This is a genomic window from Roseburia sp. MSJ-14, assembly GCF_018918225.1.
Taxonomy (GTDB): domain Bacteria; phylum Bacillota; class Clostridia; order Lachnospirales; family Lachnospiraceae; genus Petralouisia.
Genome location: NZ_JAHLQD010000008.1, coordinates 509622 through 535329 on the forward strand (window position 1 = coordinate 509622; position 25708 = coordinate 535329).

The window sequence follows — 25708 nt, forward strand, 5'->3', positions numbered from 1 at the left end:
ATTCCTCTTTTCTTTTATTTTATACTATCGCCTGCCAAATATCCGGTAGACCATGCTATCTGTAAATTAAATCCTCCGGTCAAAGCATCTAAATCTAATACTTCGCCTGCAAAAAACAACCCATTTACTAACTTGGATTCCATTGTAGATGGATTGATCTGCTTCACGCTGACACCACCTCGCGTAATAATCGCCTCATTAAAATCACGAAAGTGTGATAAGGTCAATGGAAAATGTTTTATCATTTTAACCAAGTGTTGTCGCTCTTCTTTGGTGATTTCATTCACTTTCTTTTCCGGTGATATTCCACTCAAACGAATTATTACCGGTATTAGTTTTGCCGGAAACAGCTTTTGAACTGCATTCTTATACTGCCGATTTTGATTTTCTTCAAAATCACGCAAAATACGTTTGTCTAACTGTTCCTCCGTCAGTGCCGGTTTTAAGTCTATCGTCATCTGTAAAGGCATTTTTTCAATATAATCATTGATTGCACTGCTGGCACTTAATATCAACGGACCGCTCACGCCATAATGAGTAAATAGCATCTCACCAAAGGCTTCATAGAGCTTTTTCCCGTCTTTTTCTATCTCTATGGATACATTTTTCAAGGATAGTCCTTGGAGTTCCTGAATCCATGATTCTTCCACTTCTAGCGGCACCAGTGCCGGATGCAATTTTGTCACTGTATGCCCTGCCTCTTTTGCAAAGCGATATCCATCTCCGGTAGAGCCGGTAGACACATAGGAACACCCTCCGGTTGCCACAATTACCTGTTTGGCTTCCAGTGTTTTTCCATTTGACAGTATGACTCCTTCTATCTGATTATCTTCTATCTTCAATTCCTTTGCTTCTGAGTGAAGCCGAATTTCTACTCCATGTTTTTCTAACGCACGCTTTAATACCGCTATTACATCTGACGAATGATCCGACTGAGGGAAAACCCGTTCTCCACGTTCTGTCCTTATTCGTAATCCATTTTGTTCAAAAAAATCCATTACCTGATAGTTGCTAAAGGTATAAAATGCGCTATATAAAAACTTACTGTTTCGCATTACATTTTGAAACAATTCTTCTGTATCACAAGCATTTGTAATATTACAACGCCCTTTTCCTGTAATATAAATTTTCTTTCCAAGCTTTTCGTTTTTCTCCAGCAGAACTACTTTGTGTCCCTTTTCTGCTGCCTGAATTGCAGCAAACATTCCCGCAGCTCCGCCACCAATTACAATTACGTTACTCATTTTTTTCTCCTAATCCTCTATAACGCATTTTCATTGTATCATCAATGTAGTTAATTTCATCATTTCCATACACCTGATACTCTTCCCATACATTTTCCAGCATTTCTAAAGTCTTAACCACTTCTTTTTGTTTCTTCATGCACAACGCCATAATTAACGCATTGATAACACTCAAGGGGGCAACCAGGGAATCTACAACAGATGCCATATCGCTTTTGGCGATTAAGTTACAGGAGGAATACAAATTCATAGGGGAATGAACACTATCCGTTATAGTGATTACTTTCGCACTACGATTATTAGCAAATTCCAATGCTTTTAATGTACGCATGGAATAACGAGGAAAACTAATTCCGATAATTACATCTTCCTTACCTATCCGTACCATTTGTTCAAATAGCTCACTGGAACTATTTGTATGTAACAAATGTACATTTTTCAATATAAGATTCAAATAAAATGCCAAAAATTCCGCTAATGGTGCGCAGCTTCGAATTCCGATAATATAAATATTTTTTGCCTTCAAAATCGTATCAACTGCCAAATCAAAAGCATGTTCATCAATGGATTCTAACGTGTCATGAATCCGTTCTGCATCTGATGACAGTACTGTTTCCAAAATTTTAGACTGACTAATTCGCCCATAAGTGTCTTCCATCCTCTGTACGGAATTCAGTTTATTCCGCACCAGTTCTTCCAATCCTTTTTGAAATTCAGGATATCCCTTGTATCCTAAATGCGTGGCAAAACGCACCACAGTAGACTCACTGACACCTACTACTTCACCTAAACGAGCTGCCGTAAAAAATACTGCTTTATCATAATTATCGGTAATATAAGCAGCAAGCACTTTCTGACCTTTGCTCAAACTTCCATATTTCTCATTAATTCGATTAATCAAATCATTGCCATTTCCCATTTCCCTGCCTCCCAAACTATGAGAAACTCGCGTAAAAGATGCAATCGGACGTATTTTCCTATTACATAAAAAATGGCGCTCTGGCACATTGCCATGAGCGCCGTCGCTTTTTTCATTATATCAAAAAGCTACTTTTATCTCAATAGTTTTTTATTCAGTAACTACACCTTTCATTTTTTCAGCCACACGATTTACCACTTCTTCAATTACTTCTGTTTGAGCGGCAATTTCTTCACTACTAGCTGCTAATGCAGATGTTCTTGTGTTAATTCCTTCAATATTTTCAATAAAAGAATCTGTTTCTTTTCCCAAGTCTTCCATTGCCGGCATTAATACATCACTTTGTTTCTTTCCGGTAACAACCGCTTCCTTGGTTTGTTCGGATAATTCTCTTACGCGATTTGCAATTACCGCAAATCCTCTTCCGGCTTCACCACTTCTAGCGGCTTCTATTCCAGCATTCAACGCGAGCATACCGGTCTGATTTGATATCTTAATGATTGCATCGTTAATGGTATCGTATCCTTTAACCGCCTCTGTTACCTGTCCCATAGAATCACGCAGAGTATCTGCAAAACCTGAAATTTCTCCAACTGCCTGTGCCATAGATGTTGCATCTTCCGCTGAATTTTGATTTCCTATTGCCAGTTCTGCAATAGAATCCTTAATCCGCTGAAAATCTTTCATGATTTCCTGATACAAAACCTCTTTTTTCTGCTGTTTTTCTTTTTCTTGCAGTGTCATTTCTTTAATGGTTTCCTGTTCTTCTATCAATTCATTTTTCACATAATGAATACAGTTTTCTTTTCGATTACATCCCAATACAATTGCTTCTGCCATTTTACGACAACTATCATATCCACAAGCTCCACAGTCAATTTTCTGTTTTTCCGGTGTATCTTTCTTAAGTTCCTGAAATCCCACTTGCAGTTCTTCCTCTGTAATTTTAACTTTTTTATCCGCCGGATGATATTCACACATAAAATCCTCTATGTTTAATTGTGCAAATTGCTCATTGAAGTTTTGCAATCGTTTTTCATAACTAATTTCTTTTGCCCATGGATTTTTCTTATCATCTTTTCTTGCCTTAATTCTCTGGTTATGAATTTCAAAAAGTACATCATCATTATCATCCATGCTTGGTTCTGTAGCTGTCCCGTGAATACATCCACCGGCGCAGTTTAAAGCATCTACCAAAAATGGCAACGGTTTTCCGCTCTTTACACGTTTGGCATACTCTCCCAAGAAATGATATACATGTCCTTCTCCTTCTACCTGGCGAACCAATACATCTCTTCCAAGGAAATGTTCTACATTTTCCTTTAATCCTCCCGGTTGTGGATATAAACTTCCCATTCCGTATTCCAGTTCATCTACTGCATCATAGTTTGATAAATTAATCCCTTTGAGCACTTCCATTAAATGTGTAAATGTTACATTATAAGAAATATAATCCTTATTCTCCGGACGAATAATTTCTGTCTTTTTTGCAATGCACGGACTAATAAATGCAAGTTTATCGGTAACTTTCATATATTTTTTTACATAAATTGCCGCACACATCATTGGGCTATGCACAGGTATTAACTTTTCTGTAAGTTCCGGAATATATTTTTCTATGTAATTTACAATTGCCGGACAAGGTTGAGATATTCCACCTTTAAAATTATGTTTGGTAATATAATTCAAATATCCCCAAGTTGTAATATCTGCGCCAAAACTTACGCTTATCATACGGTTTACACCTAAACTTTTTAAGTATCCTAATATCTTACGATACTCTTTCGGATAATTTGCAATAAATGCCGGAGCAATTAAAATACTAATATTTTCTCCTCTTTTCAATGCAGCAAGAAACTCCTCTGTGTCGTCGCGATATCCTCTTGCCTTATGATGACAGACATCCATGCATGCCCCACACTCTATACATGCATCGCCATCCACATGAATCACATTTTCGCCACTTTCCATTAAAGAATAATTTGCTTCTAGTACGGAACAGACTGAAATACAACGGTTACACCCCGTGCAACTTTCATTCGTATATACAAGTCCTTGATTTAAACTATCTCTTCCCATATTGCCAGTCCTCCATTATCTTTTTACTTATATATATGCTTTTGTTTATTATATCATATTTTTCGACACTTTTCATTTTTTTTTAGTAAAAAGCACAATAAGAAAGACGGATTTTTATTCCGCCTTTCTTAAAATTATTATCACTTATCTTATTATCTTATACTGGATATGCCTGATTCTCCTTGTCAGCAAGAGTTGCATCTACTTTCGTTTGCTGCGCCTGTCGATATTTAAAGAACTCCGTAGCTACCTGCGGGAATAATGCGTATGACAATACATCTTCATCCTGCTGTTTCCACTGCTTCATTTCTTCTTCGATTTTAGCAAGTTCCGGTTCTAATAAATCTGCCGGACGACAAGTAATTGCATTTTTCTTTTCTTCACCCAACACCTTATCTACAATCTCCGGATTAAATGGTTTTACCGTCTGTCCATATTTACCAAGCAGCACATCTTTTGTTTCTTTTGTTGCTACTTTATAGCGTTCTCCCATCAGTACATTAAACACTGCCTGAGTTCCTACAATCTGGCTGGATGGAGTTACCAATGGCGGTTCTCCCAAGTCTTTTCTTACGCGTGGTACTTCTGCTAACACCTCTTCAAATTTATCTTCCTTGCCCTGCTCTTTTAACTGGGAAAGCAGGTTGGATAACATACCACCCGGTACCTGATATAATAATGTCTTGATATTTACACCTAACACTTTTGGATTCATCAAACCGTTTTCCAAGAACTCTTCGCGCATTGGTCTGAAATAGTCTGCAATTTCTGCAAGCTTTGTCTGATTCAATCCGGTATCGTACTCTGTTCCCTTGAAGGCTTCTACCATAACTTCTGTTGCCGGCTGGCTGGTTCCAAGAGCAAACGGAGACATTGCGGTGTCTATAATATCACATCCAGCTTCTACAGCCTTCATGTAAGTCATAGATGCCACACCACTTGTATAATGTGTATGAAGCTCAATCGGTAAACTGGTAGATGCTTTTAAAGCTCGAATTAATTCATCTGCCTTTTGTGGCACCAGTAACCCTGCCATATCCTTGATACACAAGGAATCTGCTCCCATATCTTCTACTCGTTTTGCCATGTCCATCCAATAATCTAAGGTATATGCATCTCCTAAAGTATAGGATAATGCTACCTGTGCATGTCCTTTTTCTTTGTTACATGCACTTACTGCTGTCTGAAGATTACGAATATCATTCAAACAGTCAAAAATACGGATAATATCAATTCCGTTTGCAATAGATTTCTGCACAAAATATTCTACTACATCATCTGCATATGGACGATATCCTAAAATGTTCTGTCCACGGAATAACATCTGTAACTTTGTTTTTTTAAATCCATCTCTCAGCTTTCTCAATCTATCCCATGGGTCTTCCTTTAAGAAACGAAGGCATGCATCAAAAGTTGCGCCTCCCCAGCATTCTACTGCATGATAACCTATATCGTCCATTTTATCTACAATCGGTAACATTTGTTCTGTTGTCATACGAGTTGCAATCAGAGACTGATGTGCATCACGCAGTACTGTTTCGGTAATTTTTACCGGTTTTTTTATCTGTTCAGCCATTTTCTTACCTCTCATTCCGCCTTACGACTTCAAACTGTTTTATATTCCAAAGATTGCCATAAATACACCGGCTGCCACGGCAGTACCGATAACACCTGCAACATTTGGTCCCATTGCATGCATAAGTAAAAAGTTAGTCGGGTCTTCTTCAGCTCCTACCTTTTGTGATACACGAGCCGCCATTGGTACCGCAGATACTCCCGCAGAACCAATCAAAGGATTGATTTTTCCATGCGTAAGCTTGCATAACAACTTTCCAAACAATACTCCTGCGGCTGTACCAAACATAAATGCTACTAATCCAAGGAATACAATTTTTAATGTAGTAATATTTAAAAATGCCTCTGCGCTGGTGGTTGCACCAACGGAAGTTCCCAGTAAAATAACTACAATGTACATCAACGCATTTGATGCTGTTTCAGACAACTGACGAACTACACCACACTCACGGAACAAGTTTCCTAACATCAACATTCCTACCAATGGTGCTGTTGTTGGTAACAATAAGCAAACAATTGCTGTTACAATAATTGGAAATAATATTTTTTCTAATTTTGAAACAGGACGCAGGTTTTCCATTTTGATTGCACGTTCCTGTTTGGTTGTAAATAACTTCATAATCGGTGGCTGTATAATAGGTACCAGCGCCATGTACGAATATGCTGCTACCGCTATCGGTCCTAACAGACCTGTCTGTCCAAGTTTTCCTGCTAAGAAGATAGATGTCGGACCATCTGCTCCTCCGATAATAGATACAGCTGCTGCGGCTTTATCATTAAATCCTAACAATATTGCCAGGAAATATGCTCCGAAAATACCGAACTGGGCTGCTGCTCCAAGTAAAAAGCTGATTGGATTTGCAATCAACGGCCCAAAATCCGTCATCGCTCCTACACCAAGGAAAATCAATGATGGAAGTATCGACCATTCATCCAGGGAATAAAAATAATAAAGTAACCCACCTACACCGTTGCTGGATTCTTCCGGAGAAACAATAATATCCGGATAAATATTTACCAACAACATACCAAACGCAATTGGAACCAACAGCAAAGGTTCAAACCCTTTCTTAATTGCCAGAAAAAGAAAGATAAACGCTACTAAAATCATAACATAGTTTCCCCACGTCAGATTAAAGAATGCTGTTTGATGCAGGAGGTTTAATAATGTTTCTCCTACGTAACTCATATTTTGCCCTCCTGATTATTTATTCATTGTTGCCAATAATGCACCTGCTTCTACTGCCTGTCCTACAGTCACATCAATACTTGCTACTGTACCGTCTTCCGGTGCAACAACTGGTGTTTCCATCTTCATAACTTCCAATACCAAAATGGTATCACCACGTTTTACTGCATCTCCCGGCTTACTATCTACACTAAATACTTTTCCTGCTGCTCCTGCATCAATTTTAATGCTACCTGCACCGCCTGCTGTTTTTGGAGCTACCGGTGCTGCCAGAGCTACTGGAGCTGTTCTTTTTGGTGCTGCTGTTCCCTGAGATGCTCCGGTTTCTTCCACTGTAACATCATAAACATTTCCATTCACGGTAATTGTATAACTCTTCATTTTAATTTCCTCCTGAATATCAAGTAAAATTTTCTTTACTATTTAAAATCTTCTCTTAATGGAACGCACCACAAAATCGTCTGTGGAAGTTCCTGTAGATGCTGCAATTGCCGCTGCAATTACTGCTACCAGTTCCAAATCATCCGTTGCCGTAACAGCCGGAATTTCCTGTACATTCTCATCTGTTGCAGAAACGATTGCTTTTTCATTCTTTTTCTTCTTTTGTTCCAAATATGGGAATATTTTAAAACCATAAATAATCAAGCTGATTAAAATCAGAACTGTAAATACAACGCCCATTCCCATTAACGTATTCAGTCCTGCATTTGCCATTTTTTCGCCTAGTGTCTGCACCGGATCAACCGTAACATCATCCAATTCCATATTGTAATATGTGAAAACAAAGGTTAAAATGACAGATCGTTCTTTAAATACAATTTCCTGTTCACAAGTAAGGGTCTTTCCTGACTTTGTGATAGTAAAATCTCCTAATTTCTGATATTTTCCTACATCTTCTGTCGCATCATCCCAGCGTGTCACCATATCCGCAAGCATTTTATATTGTTCATTCTCATTGCTCTTGTACTGTTCTATTTGATCATCACTCATAGCCAGTAAACCTTGTGCTGTTGACTGAACCTGTTCTTTCAACTGGTCATAACTATAACCATTATAATCTACTTTGGTCGGATCTTCTCCACACGCTGTTAAGCCAAGTACCATAAGACACAGGCTCAATATGAGCGCTATTTTCTTTTTCATATGCTTCACCTTTCTATTTTGCTATATGCTTTTTCACTGGTTCTCCAGCACCTTTTGTATAAAGCATTTCAAATGCCGCTACTGCATACTTTCTGGTATCTGCCGGAGAAATAATCAAATCTACAAGGCCTCGTCTTGCGGCTGTCTGTACAGAAGATTGTAATTTCTCATATTCTTTTGCCTTTTGTGCAACTACTTCCGCACTCTCATCTTCATACATGATTTTTGCAGCTAATGTAGCATCCATCATTCCTACCTTACTGCCTTCCCATGCATATACCAAATCTGCTCCGATAGATTTACTATTCATCATAACAGAGGCACTTCCATATGCATTTCCTACAATAATATTTACCTTAGGAACTGTGGCATTGGCAAATGCTGCTGTCATATGTGCCATTGCCTTTGCTAAATTCTTTTCTGAGCATAAACTTGCTGCAAATCCTTCCACTGCTGTAAGTGACAAGATTGGAATATCAAAAGCATCACAAAACTGTATAAATTCTGCTGCCTTATTGCATCCTCTTGTGGAAAGTCCTTTATCAAAAGTTTCCTTCTTTTCGCCATTTTCATCAAAAACAACACCGGCATTGGCAACAGCACCGATTGTCATTCCATTTAATCGAAGAAATCCTGTTACCATATTTTTAGCATAGTCCGCTTTTGTTTCTATAAAAAGATTATCATCTGCAATATTGGAAAGTACAAGACGTGGATCTTGAACGCAACCTTCCAGATTCTCGCAAACACGATTCAAATCGTCTGTACACTCTTCTTCTCTTCCACCACCTGCATTGTTTCCCGGAAGCATACACACAAGTTCTCGAATCTGTGTCAAAATCTCTACTTCTGTTCCTACGCCATCAATGCATCCATTATTTTCAAATTGATATTTGGCATTTGCGGTATCACATTTTTCAACACTGTTTCCCGGAAGTGCATTTGGTGAATTTACAAACATTCTTCCCTGTTCTTCCATGAACGCAAAATCACTTAATGCCGGTACAACTGCCAATCCTCCACCACAATTACCGAATATTGCCGAAATCTGCGGAACTACGCCACTTGCCTGCACTTGTTTCGCATAAATCTCACCAAATCCATTTAATGCATCTACGGATTCCTGTAATCGCATACCTGCACAATCAATCAATCCAATAACCGGTGCACCCATTTTCATCGCCATATCATAGATAGCTGCGACTTTTTTACTGTGCATTTCTCCAATTGTTCCATGTAATACGGATGCATCCTGACTATAAACGTACACCAAATTTCCATCAATCAGACCATAACCAGTAATTACTCCATCTGAAGGGGTTTGGGACTGTTGTAAATTAAAATCTGTGTTTCTTGCAGTCACCAGAGCACCGATTTCCATAAAGCTTTTCTCGTCAAGAAGACTGATAATCCTCTGTCTTGCTGAGTTTGTAGTATTGCTCATTCCTTAGACCTCCATGTGTATTTTTAATTTTTCTTACTTTTTATCCAATATAATTGTATATCTTTTGCACATATTTTTCAATAGACATTTTCTTATTTTTGTTTATTTTTTTGCCATTTTCCAGTATATTCCACTATTCATTTATACATAATTTTTTCACCATCCAGAATCTTTCCAGTAAATAATGTATGTACCATATTCCATCTACTTTTTTTACTGTTTTCTTTGCTCTTATGGCAAACTTTCCTATTTCTTTTTCGTCCAAATAATAGGTTACTGAACCAATCTTTTCTCCTGCTTGAACAGGTGCTTTTAATTTTTTGGGAATATCATATACGGTATGTATTTGCTCATCGCTTCGTTTTAACACACGCAATGTATTTTCCTCTAATTCTATTGGAACGGTTACTTGCTGATAAAGCTCATCATTTTGGGGAACCGCCATTTGAACAACTAGTTCTGCAAACTTCTTATCACGTTCAAATACATCTTCATAATGATAGTTTTCTAATGCATAATTCATTAATTGTTTGGTATCAGACCATTTATAAGTTTTATTGTTCGGCCATCCGCAAGCCAACAGACTTACAATAAATGTTCGGTCGTCTCGTCGTAGTGCACCTACATAACAATACCCTGCATTTCCTGTAAACCCGGTTTTTCCAGACAATGCCCCCTCCATCATTTGCAAAAATGCATTATGATTACTGCAACTATAATTTTTCGTTCCGGCAATATTAGAAAAGCTGTGATTAGGTGTTCGGGTTATCTCCAAAAATTTTTCATCTTTAATACAATAGCTCATAATTCGTGCCAAATCTGCTGCTGTTGTTCCATGGATTCCATTTTCATTCTGAGCATCCAGACCATTCGGTGTAATAAAATAGGAATCCGTACAGCCCAACTCTTTTGCTTTTCTATTCATCATATCCGCAAACCCTTCTACACTTCCACCGATATGTTCTGCAATTGCAACTGCCGAATCATTATGTGATTCCAGCATAAGGGAAAATAGCAAGTCTTTCAAATAAAAAGTATCTTCCGTAGTCACTCCCAGACGTACCTTAGGCATTGATGCCGCATAACTGCTTACTTTCACTTCATCATCTAAATTTCCATTTTCAATTGCCAGTATACAGGTCAGAATTTTCGTTGTACTGGCATTTGGCATGTGCGTATGCCCATCTTTTTCGTATAGGATTCTTCCACTATCTGCATCCATCAACACTGCACTTTTTGCATAAAGATTTAAGTTCGCCTGCTCTTGAGCACAAGTGGGAACAGATAAAAAATTGCACATTTGTAAGCTTAAGATAACAGATAAAAATATCAGCACATATTTCTTTTTTATCATTTTATCTTCTTTTCTGCTTTTTTCTTTTACTATATGCAAATTTTCTTTTCCATAGAACAAAGAGTCCGGGCAGTGTCGTTTACGACTAATTTCTTCTCCGCGAGATGCGTATCCTTAGCGGAGCGTTTTTATGCAATAGGACGTAATTTCCTATTGCATAAAAAACGTCTCTTACACGCATTGTATAAGAGACATTCTACTATCATGTTTTTAAGATTTTTTAACAAAAGTTGATAATTCATTTGCCCAGGAAACAACATCCTCTAAAGTTGAGATAATTTTATCTGTCTCTGTTGCCTGTGCTGTTGCAACTTCCGTTGCCTGTGTTACTTCATCTGTTACTTTTTTTATCGCTTCAAAGATATCTGTAAGAGATGTATCTATTTCCTTCGCAGAGCTTCCACTAACCTGTGCTAATTTTCCCATTTCATTTGCTACTACCGCGAATCCTCTTCCGGCTTCTCCTGCTCGCGCTGCTTCAATAGAAGCATTTAATGCAAGGATATTAGAACGTGATGCATTTCCCTGAATAGCACTTACTAACTTAGATGCTTTGTCTGCCTGATCTCTTACCATCTCAGATGTTGTATGTATATTACTCAGTTTTTCTGATAAATCAGTAGCACCCTGAGCTATTTCTTCTATGCTCTGTAATGACTCAATCAGATTAGAATCCAAAGAATCGGTCAATGCACCAACGCGAACTTTTTCTTTCGTAGAAACAAGGCTTGTCAATAATCCAACTACTTGTCCATCCTCGTAAATCGGAATCAGTTTTCCTCTTACCGGTATTCCAAATATTTCTTCCGGTGCCTCTTCTTCTGTTGCACTTCCATTTGCCATCGCATTGAGAACAAACTCATGTTTTGGGTTGGATGCGCTCAATGTTTCTCCCACCTGTACAAAATCAATTTGAAATCCATCTGCCTTCCATACCCCAAGAACCTCTGTTCTGCTAAATAATGCAAGATGCATATCATTTGTTGCCAACTGACGAAACAATGGCATTGTTTCCTTTAATTCCTCCAAAATTCTGCTTTCATTTCCCATTTATGAATTCCTCCTTCGTTTATCCGCTATGTAAATATCTTATGTGGCGGCAATATACTTCTATGATATTTTATACATCAAGTTTTAAATGCATTTCTTCTTCTGCCTGTTGCTTAAATTCCTCTACCTGTTCTGCATTTAACACTGGAAGTTCCTCTAATGACTGTACTCCAAAACTTCGTAAAAATTCTTCTGTTGTTCCGAAGAGTAACGGTCTTCCCGGTGCATCTAATCTTCCAAGTTCACATACCAAGTTATATTCTACTAACTTATTTACTGCATGGTCACAAGAAACACCTCGTATTTTTTCAATTTCCAATTTTGTAATTGGCTGTTTGTAAGCAATAATAGACAATGTCTCCAAGAGAACATCCGTCAGCACATGCCGTTTCGGTTGCTTGGCAATCTTGATTAAATACTCATACATTTCCTTTCTGGTACACATTTGAAATGCATCTTCTATCTCGATAATCTGAATACCACGATTCTCTTTTTCATACTTCTCCATCATGCCATAAATAATTTTTTTTGTTTCTTCTTTACTTAACTCTAATACTTCTGCTATTTTCTCAAGTTCTACTGATTCTCCCATGGAAAAAAGAACTGCTTCTATAATCGCTTCCTGTTGTTCTAATACCATTATTTTACTCCTTATATTCCTAAGCTGCAACCCTTGATTCAATAAAAATATCATCAAAAATATTTTCTTGAGATATGAAAATCTTTCCTGTTTTCATCAACTCTAAAATCGCTAAAAAAGTAACAATAATTTCCATCTTGCTGCTCTGTTCTTCAAGTAATCCGCGAAAGCTGAAATTTTTATGTTCCATAGCATACTCTTCTAAATATACCATGCGCTCCTCTAAAGACACTTCTTCCTTCTCTATCTTACCGAATTGAGAGCGAATCGGGTCAATCTTATCTACTTGTTTTTTCATTACAGATTTGAATATGGCGTTCAACTTTGTAAGAGTAATATCGGAAACCAGTTCTTCTATATCTATAGGTTCTTCATACTGTCTGACTTCGTCCGGTATCGTAGGCACTTTAAACAATACTCGTTCTGCATCCATTTGTCGGTCTTTTAGCTCATATGACATGCACTTGTACATCTTGTATTCTAATAACTTCTGTACCAATTCTGCACGAGGGTCTTCTTCCTCTTCTTCTGTCTCCTCTTTCGGCAATAACATTTTTGATTTAATATCAATCAAAGTTGCTGCCATTACCAAAAATTCGCTCATTATATTTAAATCCTGACGTTTCATTTCACCAATATATTCTAAATACTGATTTGTAATTTCTACAATTGGAATATCATAAATATTTACTTTATTCTTTTCTAACAGATGCAATAGTAAATCCAATGGACCTTCGAACACCTGCAACTTTACTGTTAATTCCATATACACGCTCCCATAATATCTAACATCCTCTATTTTACCTTCTGTTTCAAGAAAATTCAAGAAATTTTTATATGCACTCTCGTGAATTTCGAGGTACAAACCGGATGTCTAATAACTCTGCCCGATTAAATATACGAATGTGAAAGGTATGGGTTCCAAGCCCACGACTTACAATCACATTTTTATCTCCAAATTCAAATCTTCCTGCATCGTATTTCGGAAAAAAAGTGAGCTGTGGAGACAATAGGCTTCCTACTCCCGGAATTCGTATCAAGCCACCATGATTATGCCCGCAAAAAGTCACATCCGCTCCCCATGCAGCATACTGCTGCGCATAAGCCGGATTGTGCGCAAGTAAAATACCAAAAGCCTCCCCTGCCGGCTTGGGTAAAAAATCTTTCAGATCATTTTCTGCCATCGATACAATTCTTCCTTTTTCATAATACTCTATGGGAAGTTCTAATCCGGTAATGCGCACTCCCTCCCAGTCCTTTAACGAAACACTCTCATTATTTAAAACTTTTACGCCTAATTTTTCTACTTCTGACATATATGTTTCAAACGCCTTATGATTTTTTCTTTTTTCTTCACGCAAACGTGTTTCATGATTTCCGAAACTATAATATACCGGTGCAATCTGTACTAAATTCTTTAGAAATTCCAGTGCAACGTGAAATGTCTCCGAATATTTTGATACAATTAAATCCCCCGGAATAAGTATGATTTTTGGATGGCGTTTTTCTATTTGTTGCAATAAGCGTTGATTTTGTTCACCATAGGAAAACCCATGAAGGTCTGCAATTACAACTGCATGCTGTTCTTCTTTTATCTTTTCTGATTCTATCACATAATCATTTACTTCAAACTTTGTTAATTCCCATCTTTGCCAGAACACAAAGACTACCACAAGTAAAATTAAAACTATCAGTATTTTTATCATTTTACTACCTTTCTCTCTTATAATTACATACTTGTAAAAAACAAGAATAACAGACAAGTATCCTGCTTAAACTGTATTATAATATTTGGAGGTTATGCCATGCGTTGTATTTTATCGCTATTTTTATCAGCATCCATGTTGTTTACTTCTCTTTCTTTTACCGCTGAAACGCCTGCTCAGACTTCTACCGAAGAATTAAATATTTCTGCTCCCTCCGTTGTATTAATGGAATCTTCTACCGGACAAATTATCTATGAAAAAGATTCCCATACCTCTCTTCACCCAGCCAGCATTACCAAAATCATGACTATGATTCTTATCTTCGATGCATTAGAAAAAGGAACCATCACTTTAGATGATACGGTTACAGTATCTGATTACGCTGCAAGTATGGGCGGTTCCCAGGTGTTTTTAGAGCCCGGGGAAACCCAAACAGTCGATACCATGTTAAAATGTATTTCCATCGCAAGTGCTAATGATGCCTGTGTGGCTATGGCTGAATATATTTGTGGTAGTGAACAGGAATTTGTAAACCAAATGAATCAACGCGCCAAAAGTCTTGGTATGAAAGATACTACTTTCGTAAACTGCTGCGGACTTGATACCGATGGTCACATGACTACTGCCTATGATGTAGCATTAATGTCTCGTGAACTGATTACAAAATATCCCCAAATACATAATTACTGTACTGTCTGGATGGATACCATTACCCATGTAACGGCTAAAGGTTCCTCGGAGTTTGGCTTGACTAACACAAACAAACTCATTAAACAGTACGAATATGCCACCGGACTTAAAACCGGTTCCACCTCACAGGCGAAATATTGTCTTTCCGCAACTGCCAAACGGGATGATATGGAACTTATTGCTGTGGTGATGGCAGCTCCTGACTATAAAGTTCGCTTTCAGGATGCCGTATCGCTTCTAAATTATGGATTTGGAAAATGCAATATCTATCATGACGAAAATCAAGACGAATTACCGAACTTACCGGTTACCGGCGGTGTCTCTGACTCTGTGGCAATCGCCTATGAATCCGAATTTTCTTACTTGGATGTATCCGGTGCGGACCTTTCTAAAATTACGAAAGAACTAAAACTTCCTAAGACAATTTCCGCTCCTAAAAAGAAATCCTCTATTGCTGGAAAAGCAGTTTATAAGCTCAATGGAAAAGAAATCGGCTCTGTTAATATTCTCTTTCAAAGTTCTGTAAAAAAAGCTACCTTCCGTGATTACTTTAAATGGACACTGGATGCTCTTTTTATGTCTTAATTTTAAATTTTTATAATAATGGTGCAAATATTTTTAAAACACCTAACATTGTACGGATAACTGCCGGTCTTTTCCGGCAGAATTCCATGGTAATCTCTTCACACTGTTGCAAGGTATCCAATACATCTTCTTTTACCTGCATGACTGCCTTTGACTGGTACATCCATACTCCACATTCAAAATGCAAGTATAAACTCCGGTAATCCATATTAATGCTTCCAACGGTAGCAATCTCATCATCACAAACAAAGCATTTTGCATGTACAAACCCTGGTTTGTACTGATATATTTTCACGCCACATTTCAACAATTCTTCATAATAAGACTGTCCCATCCAATAGATAATTTTCTTATCCGGTATTCCCGGCATAATAATCCGCACATCCACGCCACTTTTAGCTGAGTTTTCCAAACACTTAATCATTTCATGATCCGGAATTAAATATGGCGTAAAAATATACACATAATCTTTCGCACGGCTAATCATATTCAGATAAATATTTTCACCGGAAGTTTCATGATCCAATGGACTGTCATCATATGGTTGCACATACCCATCATTCTCATTTTTTTCTTTTTGATATACCTGTGGTTTAAAACAAACAATGTCTTTTTCAATTTCTTTTGTAATATAGCTCCACATTTCTAAAAACATTACTGTAAAGCTCCAGACAGCCTCCCCTTTTAAGCGAAGTCCCGTATCTTTCCAATATCCAAATCGTTCAATGGCATTAATGTATTCATCTGCCAGATTGATTCCTCCGGTAAATCCAATTTTGCCATCTACCACTAAAATTTTACGATGATCTCTATTATTCATAATTACGGACATCACCGGATACAACGGATTAAATTTTACGCATTTTATACCAAAGGACTGCATAGTCTCATAATATCTTGCCGGCAGTGTGGTAACACAGCCGAAATCATCATAGATAAAACGCACATCTATCCCAACCGCTGCTTTTTCCTTTAAAATATCTAATATCTGATTAAACATTACGCCTTCTTCCACGATAAAATATTCCATGAAAATAAAGTGTTCTGCGCTTTTTAATGCCTCCAATATGTCAGGGAACATTTCTTCTCCAACACGATAATACTTTGTTTCTGTGTTTCCATATACCGGGAAATTTGCCCAATCACTGATATATTTTGCCTGATTATAAATACTCTTATCCTTTTGGCGTATTTCTTCCATGTATGAACCTCCATCCGGAAGTTCTTTTTCAAGTTCTCGGTTAATTATTTCCATTCTTTTTCTTGTTCTTCTAGTCATTTCAGAACGTCCAAAGATAAAATATATCAACAATCCCACAATAGGAATGGAAAGTATCACAAAACTCCAGGCAATCTTATATGAGGGATTACTTCTTTTATTTACTATGACCAAAACCACAATAACCGCAATTAATTGTACAATCGTATCTACATACGAATATTTCGCCATAACACCATTCAAAAGCGATAATAGCCATAATAACTGTATGAGAATTGCCATGGCTACAATCATAGTTCTTCCCATTAAAAGTTTCTTTATTTTCTTCACATAACCATCCTCTCATGTACATTATCTCTTCTACTTTATCACAATAATCTTCCAATGTCTACCATTCCCCACCCCTGTTTCGACGGCACCATTCCTAAGTCTAAGGCTCTTTCATAAAGTCGAAGTTTTACTTCTGCCGGGGAAAATCGCGGATATTTTGAAAGCAAAATTGCCACACAACCACTGACAATCGGTGCTGCCATAGAGGTCCCGCTTTTTTTAACATATTCCCCTGTTATAGAACAACTGATGATATTTGTTCCCGGAACCACCAATTCCGGCTTTACAACACAATGATCGGTAGGTCCTTGACCGGAATAGTCTGGTTTTAGTCTGGAAACACCAATCTGTTCTTTGGTATCATCACAACATCCTACGGTTATAATTTTTCTTGAAATTCCCGGAACCGTTACACTATTCTCTCCCGGGCCATTATTTCCGGCTGCCGCCACAACTACAATTCCATTATCCCAGGCATAATCTACTGCCTGAAGCAATCTTCTTCGTTCTGAACTTTCTGCTTCTAATACCATTCCAATGGAAATATTCACTATTCGGATTTTATATTTTACTTTTTCAGCAACCAGCCATCGAATGGATTCTACTACATTTTCGGTGTTTCCGTTTCCCTTCTGATCCAATATTTTTACAACTATAAAATGTGCTTTTGGTGCAACTCCCATATATTTTCCACCGGAAATACTACCGTTTCCGCCAATGATACCGGCAATATGAGTTCCATGTCCATTGTCATCATAGGGCTTTGTTCTTCCATTTATATAATCACGAAAACATACCACCCTTTTTTCAAAGTCCTGATGTAAAAAAATCCCCGTATCTAAAACTGCAACCCCAACACCTTCACCATAATAACCGCGACGATATGCCTGATTCGCACTGATAGTCCTTCTTACTCTGTCCATTGTTATTTTCCTTTTTCTATTACTATATGCAAAAAAGTTTACCGGGGCTATGTAAAATACATAAAAAGAGGTCTGTTTTCTATCTGAAAACAAACCTCTTACCTTTTTCCTTTTATGCTTCTGCCGGAACGTCTTTGATAGAGAAACTGATTCTTCCCATCTTATCTTTTCCAAGACAAACTACTTTTACCATGTCTCCTAATGTCAAAACATCTTCTACATGATTGATACGTTCTTTTGAAATCTTAGAAATGTGAACCATTCCTTCTTTTCCCGGAGCAAACTCAAGGAATGCACCAAATTCTTTGATACTGATGACTTTTCCTACAAAAATCTGTCCTTCTTCAAAGTCCGTAGTAATAATCTGTATCATCTTTACAGCCTTGTCCATCATTTCTTTATCTGTACCGCAAACAGAAACTGCTCCTTCATCAGAAATGTCAATCTTTACACCTGTCTGTTCGATGATTGCATTGATTGTCTTTCCACGCTGTCCAACTACATCACCAATCTTAGCCGGGTCAATCTGAATCTGAACAATTTTTGGTGCATACTTGCCAACTTCTTTTCTTGGCTCTGCGATTGCCTTAGACATTACATTATCCATAATATAAAGCCTTGCTTCTCTTGTTCTTGCGATTGCTTCTTCTACGATTGGTCTGGTTAATCCGTGAATCTTAATATCCATCTGGATAGCTGTAATACCATCATGTGTACCGGTTACCTTGAAGTCCATATCTCCAAAGAAGTCTTCTAAGCCCTGAATATCGGTAAGTACTACATAATCTTCATCTGTTTCTCCGGTTACCAAACCGCAGGAAATACCTGCTACCATCTTTTTAATCGGTACACCGGCTGCCATCAATGCCATACAAGAAGCACAGGTAGATGCCATAGAAGTAGAACCGTTGGATTCAAATGTTTCGGACACTGCACGAATTGCATATGGGAATTCTTCTTCTGTAGGAAGAACCGGTACCAATGCTCTTTCTGCTAATGCACCATGACCGATTTCACGACGTCCAGGACCCCTGCTTGGCTTTGTTTCTCCAACAGAATATGCAGGGAAATTATAGTGATGCATATAACGTTTGTTTACTTCATTTTCATCTAATCCATCAATTCTTTGTACTTCTGATAACGGCGCTAATGTTACAACATCACAAATCTGAGTCTGTCCACGGGTAAACATAGCCGAACCATGAACTCTTGGAATCAAATCTACTTCTGCTGCCAATGGACGAATCTGATTGATAGCTCGTCCATCCGGACGCTTATGATCCTTTAAAATCATCTTACGAACAGTCTTCTTCTGATACTGATAAATTGCTTCTCCTAATACAGCAAGCCATTCTTCATTATCAGCAAATGCTTCTTCTAATTGCTCTGTAATCTTTCTGATATTTTCTTCACGTTCCTGTTTTACATCTGTGAAAACAGCTTTCTCCATTGCTTCCGGAGGTACAATTTCTTTAATTGCTGCAAATAATTCTTCTGGTACTGCACAACTGGTATATTCATGCTTTTGTTTTCCAACTTCGGCTACGATTTCATTGATAAATGCAATAATCTTCTGATTGATGTCATGCGCCATATAAATAGCTTCAATCATTTTTGCTTCCGGAATCTCATTTGCCCCTGCTTCAATCATAATTACCTTTTCACCAGTAGAAGCTACCGTTAAGTTCAAATCTCCGTTCTTCCACTGTTCCTGACTTGGGTTGACGATAAATTCTCCGTCAATCATCCCCACCTGTGTCATTGCACATGGACCGGCAAATGGAATATCAGAAATACTTGTTGCAATAGCAGAACCTAACATTGCTACGATTTCTGGACGACATTCCGGGTCTACACTCATAACTAAGTTATTCAAAGTCACATCATTTCTATAATCTTTCGGGAATAATGGTCTCATAGGACGGTCAATAACACGAGAAGTTAAGATTGCATTTTCAGATGCTTTTCCTTCTCTCTTATTAAATCCTCCCGGAATCTTTCCTACTGCATATAATTTCTCTTCATATTCTACACTTAATGGGAAAAAGTCAATTCCTTCTCTTGGCTTTTCTGATGCAGTTGCAGTACTAAGTACTACAGTATCGCCATAATGCATCAAAGCAGCTCCGTTTGCCTGTGCAGCTACTCTTCCGATATCTACGCAAAGAGTTTTTCCTGCAAGTTCCATTGTAAACTGTTTAAACATTCTTCTATCTCCTTCATATATATTCTGGAAGACATTGTCCTCCGTTATGGCAGAAGAGACCGAAACTACTGAGTTACACACAAGTATTTATGTACATCTCAGTGGTCTCGGAAGTGCCTCCCGCCAATTTTTCTCCTCTACACGAGTAACGAAAAACTTCAGTGCTTGTATGAAGACTTGACAAGTACTGCGATAGCTTCTAACACTCGCAAAGTGTGTTTTTCATAGTTATGAAAATAGAGCGGAACTCCGCTCTATTTTCTATAACCGCCAGAAAATTACTTTCTGATACCTAAACGGTCAATTAATGTACGATATCTTTCGATATCAACCTTCTTCAGGTATGCAAGTAAACCACGTCTCTGACCTACCATTTTCAAAAGTCCTCTTCTGGAATGATGATCCTTTGGATTCTCTTTTAAGTGATCTGTTAACTCCTGAATTCTTGCTGTTAAAATAGCAACCTGTACTTCTGGTGAACCTGTATCTCCAGGTGTTCTTCCGTACTCAGCGATGATTGCCTGTTTCTTTTCCTTTGCTATCATAATGATAACCTCCTCTAATTCTTAAAATCGCCCTGTTACTGTGCATATTAAGTAATGGTTGGAGTGTCCGATTACTGAATATGGGCTTACTCACACCAATGCATTATAACATAGTTATTCTATGCTTGTAAAGCACTTTTAATCATTTAATAAACGAACAACACAAATCGGTGTACGATAAAAAGCATTTGAAATTTTAATTCCAGTTTTTGCTGAACTTGCATGTACAACTTGTCCACCGCCGATATACATTGCAACATGGCTGATGCTCTTACCACTTCCATAGAAGAACAAATCTCCCGGTTTTGCCTGTGAAGCATCAATTCTTGTACCGCAGTTCGCCTGTGCTTTAGATGAATGAGGTAAATAAATACCGTACTTTTCATAAATTCTCATCGTAAATCCGGAACAATCCACTCCGTTTGTAAGGCTTGTGCCGCCCCAAACATAACGGTTCCCTACGAACTGACATGCATATTGTATCATATCTACACGAACATCCGATACACCCTGTCCATACTGAAGTTCTGTTAATGTCATCGCCTTTGGCAACTCTTCTGCTAAAGTTACAAATTCTTTTGCAACATAACATTCATCACCATCTACATCTACTTTTATCCAATCACCTAAGTCTTCTAATACTTGTAATTCTTCGCCTTCAGCTATGGTTGTCCAAATACTGCATTCTGTATTGGGTTCGGTTCTTGCATTTAAAGTCATTGTATTAGAAGTTGCCATCGTAGACTTCACTTCTTCTGCCTTTTGTGCTGCCACATCTCCGGTAAATAAAAACTCACTTTTTACATATCCGGTAACATCACCTGACTGTATCTTGGTCCATTCTCCTTCGGTACCTAATATTTCACATCCGGCATCCTTTGGTAACTTTCCTACCAAATCATAATCTTCCCCGGCACCTTCACGAATATTCAAATGATTGTCAACATTTGCAATTCCAAGATTTGTATATCCACATATCGTAATTGCTGTGGCATCCGGATTTGCAGCTGTTGTATTCTGTGCCTCTACCGCAGATATTCCCACACCTGCACCACTGACAAGGCTCTCACCTAATACAGCGGTAATTCCTGCATTTACTCCATTTGCTGCTTCTGTATAAGTAGGAACTATACTACAAATTGTAACGCCTGTCATACAGGCTGCAATTATTTTTTTCACTTCATATCTCATATTTAACCTCCGTGCTGACTCTCCCGCTGGTTACTACTCAAATTTTTCGCTAATTGCGTAAACAAAAAACAGTAGAATATTTATGATACTCTACTGTTTTTCGTTGTTATTATATCAACAAAAAATTACATTGTCAAGTATTTCGTAACATTTATGTAATATTTATATGGTTGCTTCTTCTGGATCTTTCTCCAAAATAGAAAATGCAATATTGGTAGAATGATCTCCGATACGTTCCAATCCTGTCACCAGGTCTGTGAATATAATTCCTGCCATTGGAGAACATTTTCCCTTTGCCATACGTTTTACATGATTCTGCTGAAGCTCACGTTCCATACGGTCAATGCTGTTTTCTAATTCCATGATTTCATTTTGCATGTCCGCATTCTGTGTAATAAACATTTCCATGGATTCTTTGAAAATGCGCATCGCTCTTTCATGCATTTCTAAAATTTCTTTTGTTCCCTTCTTAGTAAAGGAAATTCCATCTTCGATACATTTGATTGCCGCATCTGCAATGTTTTCCGCATGATCGCCAATTCTTTCGATATCACTTACTACATGGAACAACCCGCCGATTCTTTCTGCATCTGTAACAGGAAGCTGCAACTGATTAATCTTTACCAGATAATTTGTGATTTCATGACTCAAAAAGTCAATCTGTTTTTCGGTTTCATATACCTGTTGAATCTTTTCCTGTGAACCATCAAAAAAGCCTTCCATAGAAAATTCCAAATTGTCATATGCCATCTTTGCCATACGTTCAATTTCCTGTGTTGTTTCTACTACAGCAGTAGATGGAGAGAAAATATTTTGTTTTCCAATATACATGAGTTGATAGTCCTGATTTTCTTTATCTTCTCCCGGAATAATCAGCTTTGTCAATGCCACAAATTGTGACGATAGCGGCAAGAACAAAATTGTCTGGAAAGTCTTAAACAATGTATCGGCATTTGCCACACATCTTCCTACGTCAGAACCTGATATTTTTAAAATAAACGGTTCGAAATATTGCATTCCTAACGCCAGCAGCAATCCGATAATCACCATTCCGAACACGTTAAACATTACATGGATTAACGCTGCTCGTTTTGCCTCTTTTCTTGTATCTAAGCTTGCTAAAACCGCCGGTGTACAGGAACCGATATTACATCCCAAGATTACATAGAAACAAACAGAAAGGTCTATCAATCCCTGTCCTGCCATTAATAATAAAATACTAACGGTAACGGAAGAACTTTGTACAATAACTGTAATTACAGTTCCCATTAAAATTCCAAGTAATGGATTATCAAGACTTCCTAATACATGAAGTACAGATTGATAATTTCTTAAATCTGCCATGGCATCTTTCATCATACTGATTCCCATAAACAGCGCACCAAATCCCAGAATTACCTCACCGATTTTCTTTACCATAGGCTTCTTTCCAAACATCATGAAAACGGCACCTACAAACAAAATAAACGGTGCTACTCCGGTTAAATTAAATGCAACTAACTGAGAAGTGATTGTTGTACCGATATTCGCACCAAATATAATTCCTACAGATTGTGCTAACGACATGATTCCAGCGTTAACGAAACTAACTACCATTACTGTAGTCGCACCTGACGACTGAATAATAGCCGTAAATAATGCTCCAAAAATAACTGCAACAATTTTGTTTTTGGTCATCACCTCTAAAATACTACGAAGTTTTGCTCCTGCTGCCTTTTGTAATCCCTGACTCATAAAAGTCATTCCAAATAAAAATAGTCCAAGACCACCTAACAATGTTAAAATAAGCTCCATATTTTTCACCCTTGATTTTCTCTGAAATATTGTTTTCCTAATGCAACATCATGTGACATCTGCTTTTTTAAATCCTCTAACGATTCAAACTTTTTTTCCGCCCTTATTTTTGTGATAAAGCTTACCTTTACTTCTTTTCCATAGATATCTTCATCAAAATCAAATATATGAGTTTCTACACCTACCGGATTTTTCCCTTCTACTGTGGGTTTGCACCCTATATTGGTTATTCCCGGATGTATTTTTCCATCCCATTCTGTTACAGAAAAATATACCCCAAAAGGCGGTAACAGTTTTTCATCTGGTGGAATCAGATTAATTGTGGGAATTCCAAGCACTGCTTTTCCCATTTTTTTGCCGTGAAGAATTGTTCCTTCTACGAAGTAACGATATCCCAACAATTCATTTGCCTTTTCAATATTGCCTGCTACTATCTGTTCTCTTACAAATGTGCTGCTAATATCTCTTCCATCCTCTTGCATCTTATCTACTACTTCTACTTCATATCCGTATTTAGAAGCATATTGCCGAAGCATATGATAATCTCCTCGGCGATTATGACCGAAATGAAAATCTTTTCCTACTACCATACACTTTACATTGAGTTGATTAACCATATACTCAATAAACAATTCCGGTTCCATGCACATAATCTCTTTTGTAAATGGACATTCTATAAGATAATCAACGCCAATCTTTTCAAAAAGCTGACTTTTTTCTTCGTTTGTAGTAAGTACCTTTGCCGCTACATGATTCACACTTTTTCTTGGAGGAATATCAAACGTGAAAACGACTGCTTTTAATCCCTCCTGTTTCTTTTGAAACATATAATCCATTAACAATTCATGTCCTCGATGAAGTCCATCAAATTTTCCCAAAGACAAAACCGTTGGTTCCTCTATTTTAAATGCTGTTGTTCCTTTTATGTATTCCATGATTGTGTCCTATTCCCTAAAAATCTTAATCGGTCTGATATCCTTATACTTATCGTTATATTGATAAACACCTATAAATTGATGCTTAGAATCATAAATTCGAAGTTTTTGTTGTTTTAAATCTTCCTGCCATCCCACCAGCCATTCTGCTTGCATAGCATTTCCATTATACAACATTTTGGTAAATTCTTCTCTGACACTAAGTTTTGGATATCCCTCAAAGACTTCTTCTATTTTAAGAATTACATCTCCTAAGCTTTCTGTGCTAAGTTCCTGTCCTTTTTCTTCTCGGACTTGTGCTGTAATCTGCTCTATCTGTGTTAAACGCAATGCATTTTCCAGTGTAAACCGAGATACTTTCGTACGAAGTAAGGATTCCATACATCCTCCGCACCCCAATTTTTCACCAATATCCTGACAAAGCGTACGGATATAGGTGCCCTTGGAACAGTGCACAGTTAATTTTACTTGTGGAAGCTCAATTTTTTCTATATCTATAGAAAAAATCTGCACTTCGCGCGGTTTTCTCTCTACCTCGATACCTGCCCTTGCCAAATCACAAAGCTTTTTCCCATTCACTTTCAATGCTGAATACATTGGCGGAATCTGGGCATAAGTACCTACAAATCCCGCTATTACTTCTTTTACTTGTTCTTCGGTGCAGGTAACTTCTCTTTTTTCCAGTACTGTGCCGGTGATATCCTGTGTATCTGTTTTTTCTCCTAGCAACAATACCGTCTCATATACTTTATCTTTTTCTGTAAGCATATCACATACTTTTGTTGCTTTTCCTAAGCATACAGGAAGAACCCCTTCTGCCTCCGGATCCAGCGTTCCGGTATGTCCTATTTTCTTTTGTTTGAGAATTCCACGAAGTTTTGCTACCACATCATGGGAGGTAAATCCTCTTTCCTTGTACACATTAATTATGCCATTAATCATAACGA

General features: G+C 37.7%; 22 protein-coding genes. 1 reads left to right on the forward strand and 21 read right to left on the reverse strand.

Going from position 1 to position 25708, the window contains the following annotated elements; genetic code table 11:
* Positions 1–14: 14 nt before the first annotated feature.
* The 13 genes from KQI83_RS04870 to KQI83_RS04930 form a co-directional block, all read right to left on the reverse strand.
* Entirely contained in the window at positions 15–1244 is a 1230-nt protein-coding gene (locus tag KQI83_RS04870) for an NAD(P)/FAD-dependent oxidoreductase (protein ID WP_216555132.1), read from the reverse strand.
* Positions 1237–2163: a MurR/RpiR family transcriptional regulator gene (locus KQI83_RS04875; protein ID WP_216555133.1), complete on the reverse strand. Its 927-nt coding sequence runs from the start codon at positions 2161–2163 to the stop codon at positions 1237–1239. Before KQI83_RS04875 ends, KQI83_RS04870 begins: the two co-directional genes overlap by 8 nt.
* A gap of 150 nt (positions 2164–2313) precedes the next feature.
* The gene (locus KQI83_RS04880; RefSeq protein WP_216555134.1) at positions 2314–4242 is read right to left on the reverse strand and encodes a [Fe-Fe] hydrogenase large subunit C-terminal domain-containing protein; all 1929 of its coding nucleotides are present in this window, start codon (positions 4240–4242) and stop codon (positions 2314–2316) included.
* A 157-nt stretch (positions 4243–4399) separates the two neighbouring features.
* Positions 4400–5818, reverse strand: a complete 1419-nt coding sequence (locus tag KQI83_RS04885; RefSeq protein WP_216555135.1) for an oxaloacetate decarboxylase subunit alpha — start codon at positions 5816–5818, stop codon at positions 4400–4402.
* A 39-nt stretch (positions 5819–5857) separates the two neighbouring features.
* Positions 5858–7006 (reverse strand): sodium ion-translocating decarboxylase subunit beta, encoded by a 1149-nt coding sequence (locus KQI83_RS04890; RefSeq protein WP_216555136.1) that lies wholly within the window; start codon positions 7004–7006, stop codon positions 5858–5860.
* 15 nt (positions 7007–7021) lie between these two features.
* The gene (locus KQI83_RS04895) at positions 7022–7387 is read right to left on the reverse strand and encodes a biotin/lipoyl-containing protein (protein ID WP_216555137.1); all 366 of its coding nucleotides are present in this window, start codon (positions 7385–7387) and stop codon (positions 7022–7024) included.
* A gap of 42 nt (positions 7388–7429) precedes the next feature.
* Positions 7430–8149, reverse strand: coding sequence for an OadG family protein (locus tag KQI83_RS04900; RefSeq protein ID WP_216555138.1), 720 nt, complete (start codon positions 8147–8149; stop codon positions 7430–7432).
* Positions 8150–8162: 13 nt separating this feature from the next.
* On the reverse strand, positions 8163–9593 hold the full coding sequence (locus KQI83_RS04905) for an acyl-CoA carboxylase subunit beta (protein WP_216555139.1): 1431 nt from the start codon (positions 9591–9593) through the stop codon (positions 8163–8165).
* Positions 9594–9726: 133 nt separating this feature from the next.
* Positions 9727–10947, reverse strand: a complete 1221-nt coding sequence (locus tag KQI83_RS04910; protein ID WP_216555140.1) for a D-alanyl-D-alanine carboxypeptidase family protein — start codon at positions 10945–10947, stop codon at positions 9727–9729.
* Positions 10948–11157: 210 nt separating this feature from the next.
* Positions 11158–11997 (reverse strand): methyl-accepting chemotaxis protein, encoded by an 840-nt coding sequence (locus KQI83_RS04915; protein WP_216555141.1) that lies wholly within the window; start codon positions 11995–11997, stop codon positions 11158–11160.
* Positions 11998–12067: 70 nt separating this feature from the next.
* Positions 12068–12637: an SMC-Scp complex subunit ScpB gene (gene scpB / locus KQI83_RS04920; RefSeq protein WP_216555142.1), complete on the reverse strand. Its 570-nt coding sequence runs from the start codon at positions 12635–12637 to the stop codon at positions 12068–12070.
* A gap of 19 nt (positions 12638–12656) precedes the next feature.
* The gene (locus KQI83_RS04925) at positions 12657–13403 is read right to left on the reverse strand and encodes a segregation and condensation protein A (protein ID WP_216555143.1); all 747 of its coding nucleotides are present in this window, start codon (positions 13401–13403) and stop codon (positions 12657–12659) included.
* Between the two features lie 67 nt (positions 13404–13470).
* Positions 13471–14343, reverse strand: coding sequence for a metallophosphoesterase (locus KQI83_RS04930; protein ID WP_253295490.1), 873 nt, complete (start codon positions 14341–14343; stop codon positions 13471–13473).
* A 99-nt stretch (positions 14344–14442) separates the two neighbouring features.
* On the opposite strand from KQI83_RS04930, the gene KQI83_RS04935 reads away from it, so the two are divergent.
* The gene (locus KQI83_RS04935; protein WP_216555144.1) at positions 14443–15618 is read left to right on the forward strand and encodes a D-alanyl-D-alanine carboxypeptidase family protein; all 1176 of its coding nucleotides are present in this window, start codon (positions 14443–14445) and stop codon (positions 15616–15618) included.
* Positions 15619–15628: 10 nt separating this feature from the next.
* On the opposite strand, the gene cls is transcribed toward KQI83_RS04935, so the two are convergent.
* The 8 genes from cls to truB form a co-directional block, all read right to left on the reverse strand.
* Entirely contained in the window at positions 15629–17167 is a 1539-nt protein-coding gene (gene cls / locus KQI83_RS04940) for a cardiolipin synthase (protein ID WP_216555146.1), read from the reverse strand.
* A gap of 38 nt (positions 17168–17205) precedes the next feature.
* Positions 17206–18090, reverse strand: a complete 885-nt coding sequence (locus KQI83_RS04945; RefSeq protein WP_216555147.1) for a S8 family peptidase — start codon at positions 18088–18090, stop codon at positions 17206–17208.
* 112 nt (positions 18091–18202) lie between these two features.
* A complete protein-coding gene (locus KQI83_RS04950) occupies positions 18203–20296 on the reverse strand; it encodes a polyribonucleotide nucleotidyltransferase (RefSeq protein WP_216555149.1) in 2094 nt (697 codons plus the stop codon).
* A 278-nt stretch (positions 20297–20574) separates the two neighbouring features.
* Positions 20575–20841: a 30S ribosomal protein S15 gene (gene rpsO / locus KQI83_RS04955; protein ID WP_216555151.1), complete on the reverse strand. Its 267-nt coding sequence runs from the start codon at positions 20839–20841 to the stop codon at positions 20575–20577.
* 138 nt (positions 20842–20979) lie between these two features.
* Positions 20980–22032, reverse strand: coding sequence for a C40 family peptidase (locus KQI83_RS04960; protein ID WP_216555153.1), 1053 nt, complete (start codon positions 22030–22032; stop codon positions 20980–20982).
* 162 nt (positions 22033–22194) lie between these two features.
* Complete coding sequence (locus KQI83_RS04965; RefSeq protein WP_216555155.1) at positions 22195–23826, reverse strand: Na/Pi cotransporter family protein; 1632 nt, start codon at positions 23824–23826, stop codon at positions 22195–22197.
* 5 nt (positions 23827–23831) lie between these two features.
* The gene (locus KQI83_RS04970; RefSeq protein WP_216555157.1) at positions 23832–24761 is read right to left on the reverse strand and encodes a bifunctional riboflavin kinase/FAD synthetase; all 930 of its coding nucleotides are present in this window, start codon (positions 24759–24761) and stop codon (positions 23832–23834) included.
* A 9-nt stretch (positions 24762–24770) separates the two neighbouring features.
* Positions 24771–25703, reverse strand: coding sequence for a tRNA pseudouridine(55) synthase TruB (gene truB / locus KQI83_RS04975; RefSeq protein WP_216555158.1), 933 nt, complete (start codon positions 25701–25703; stop codon positions 24771–24773).
* Positions 25704–25708 lie beyond the last annotated feature (5 nt).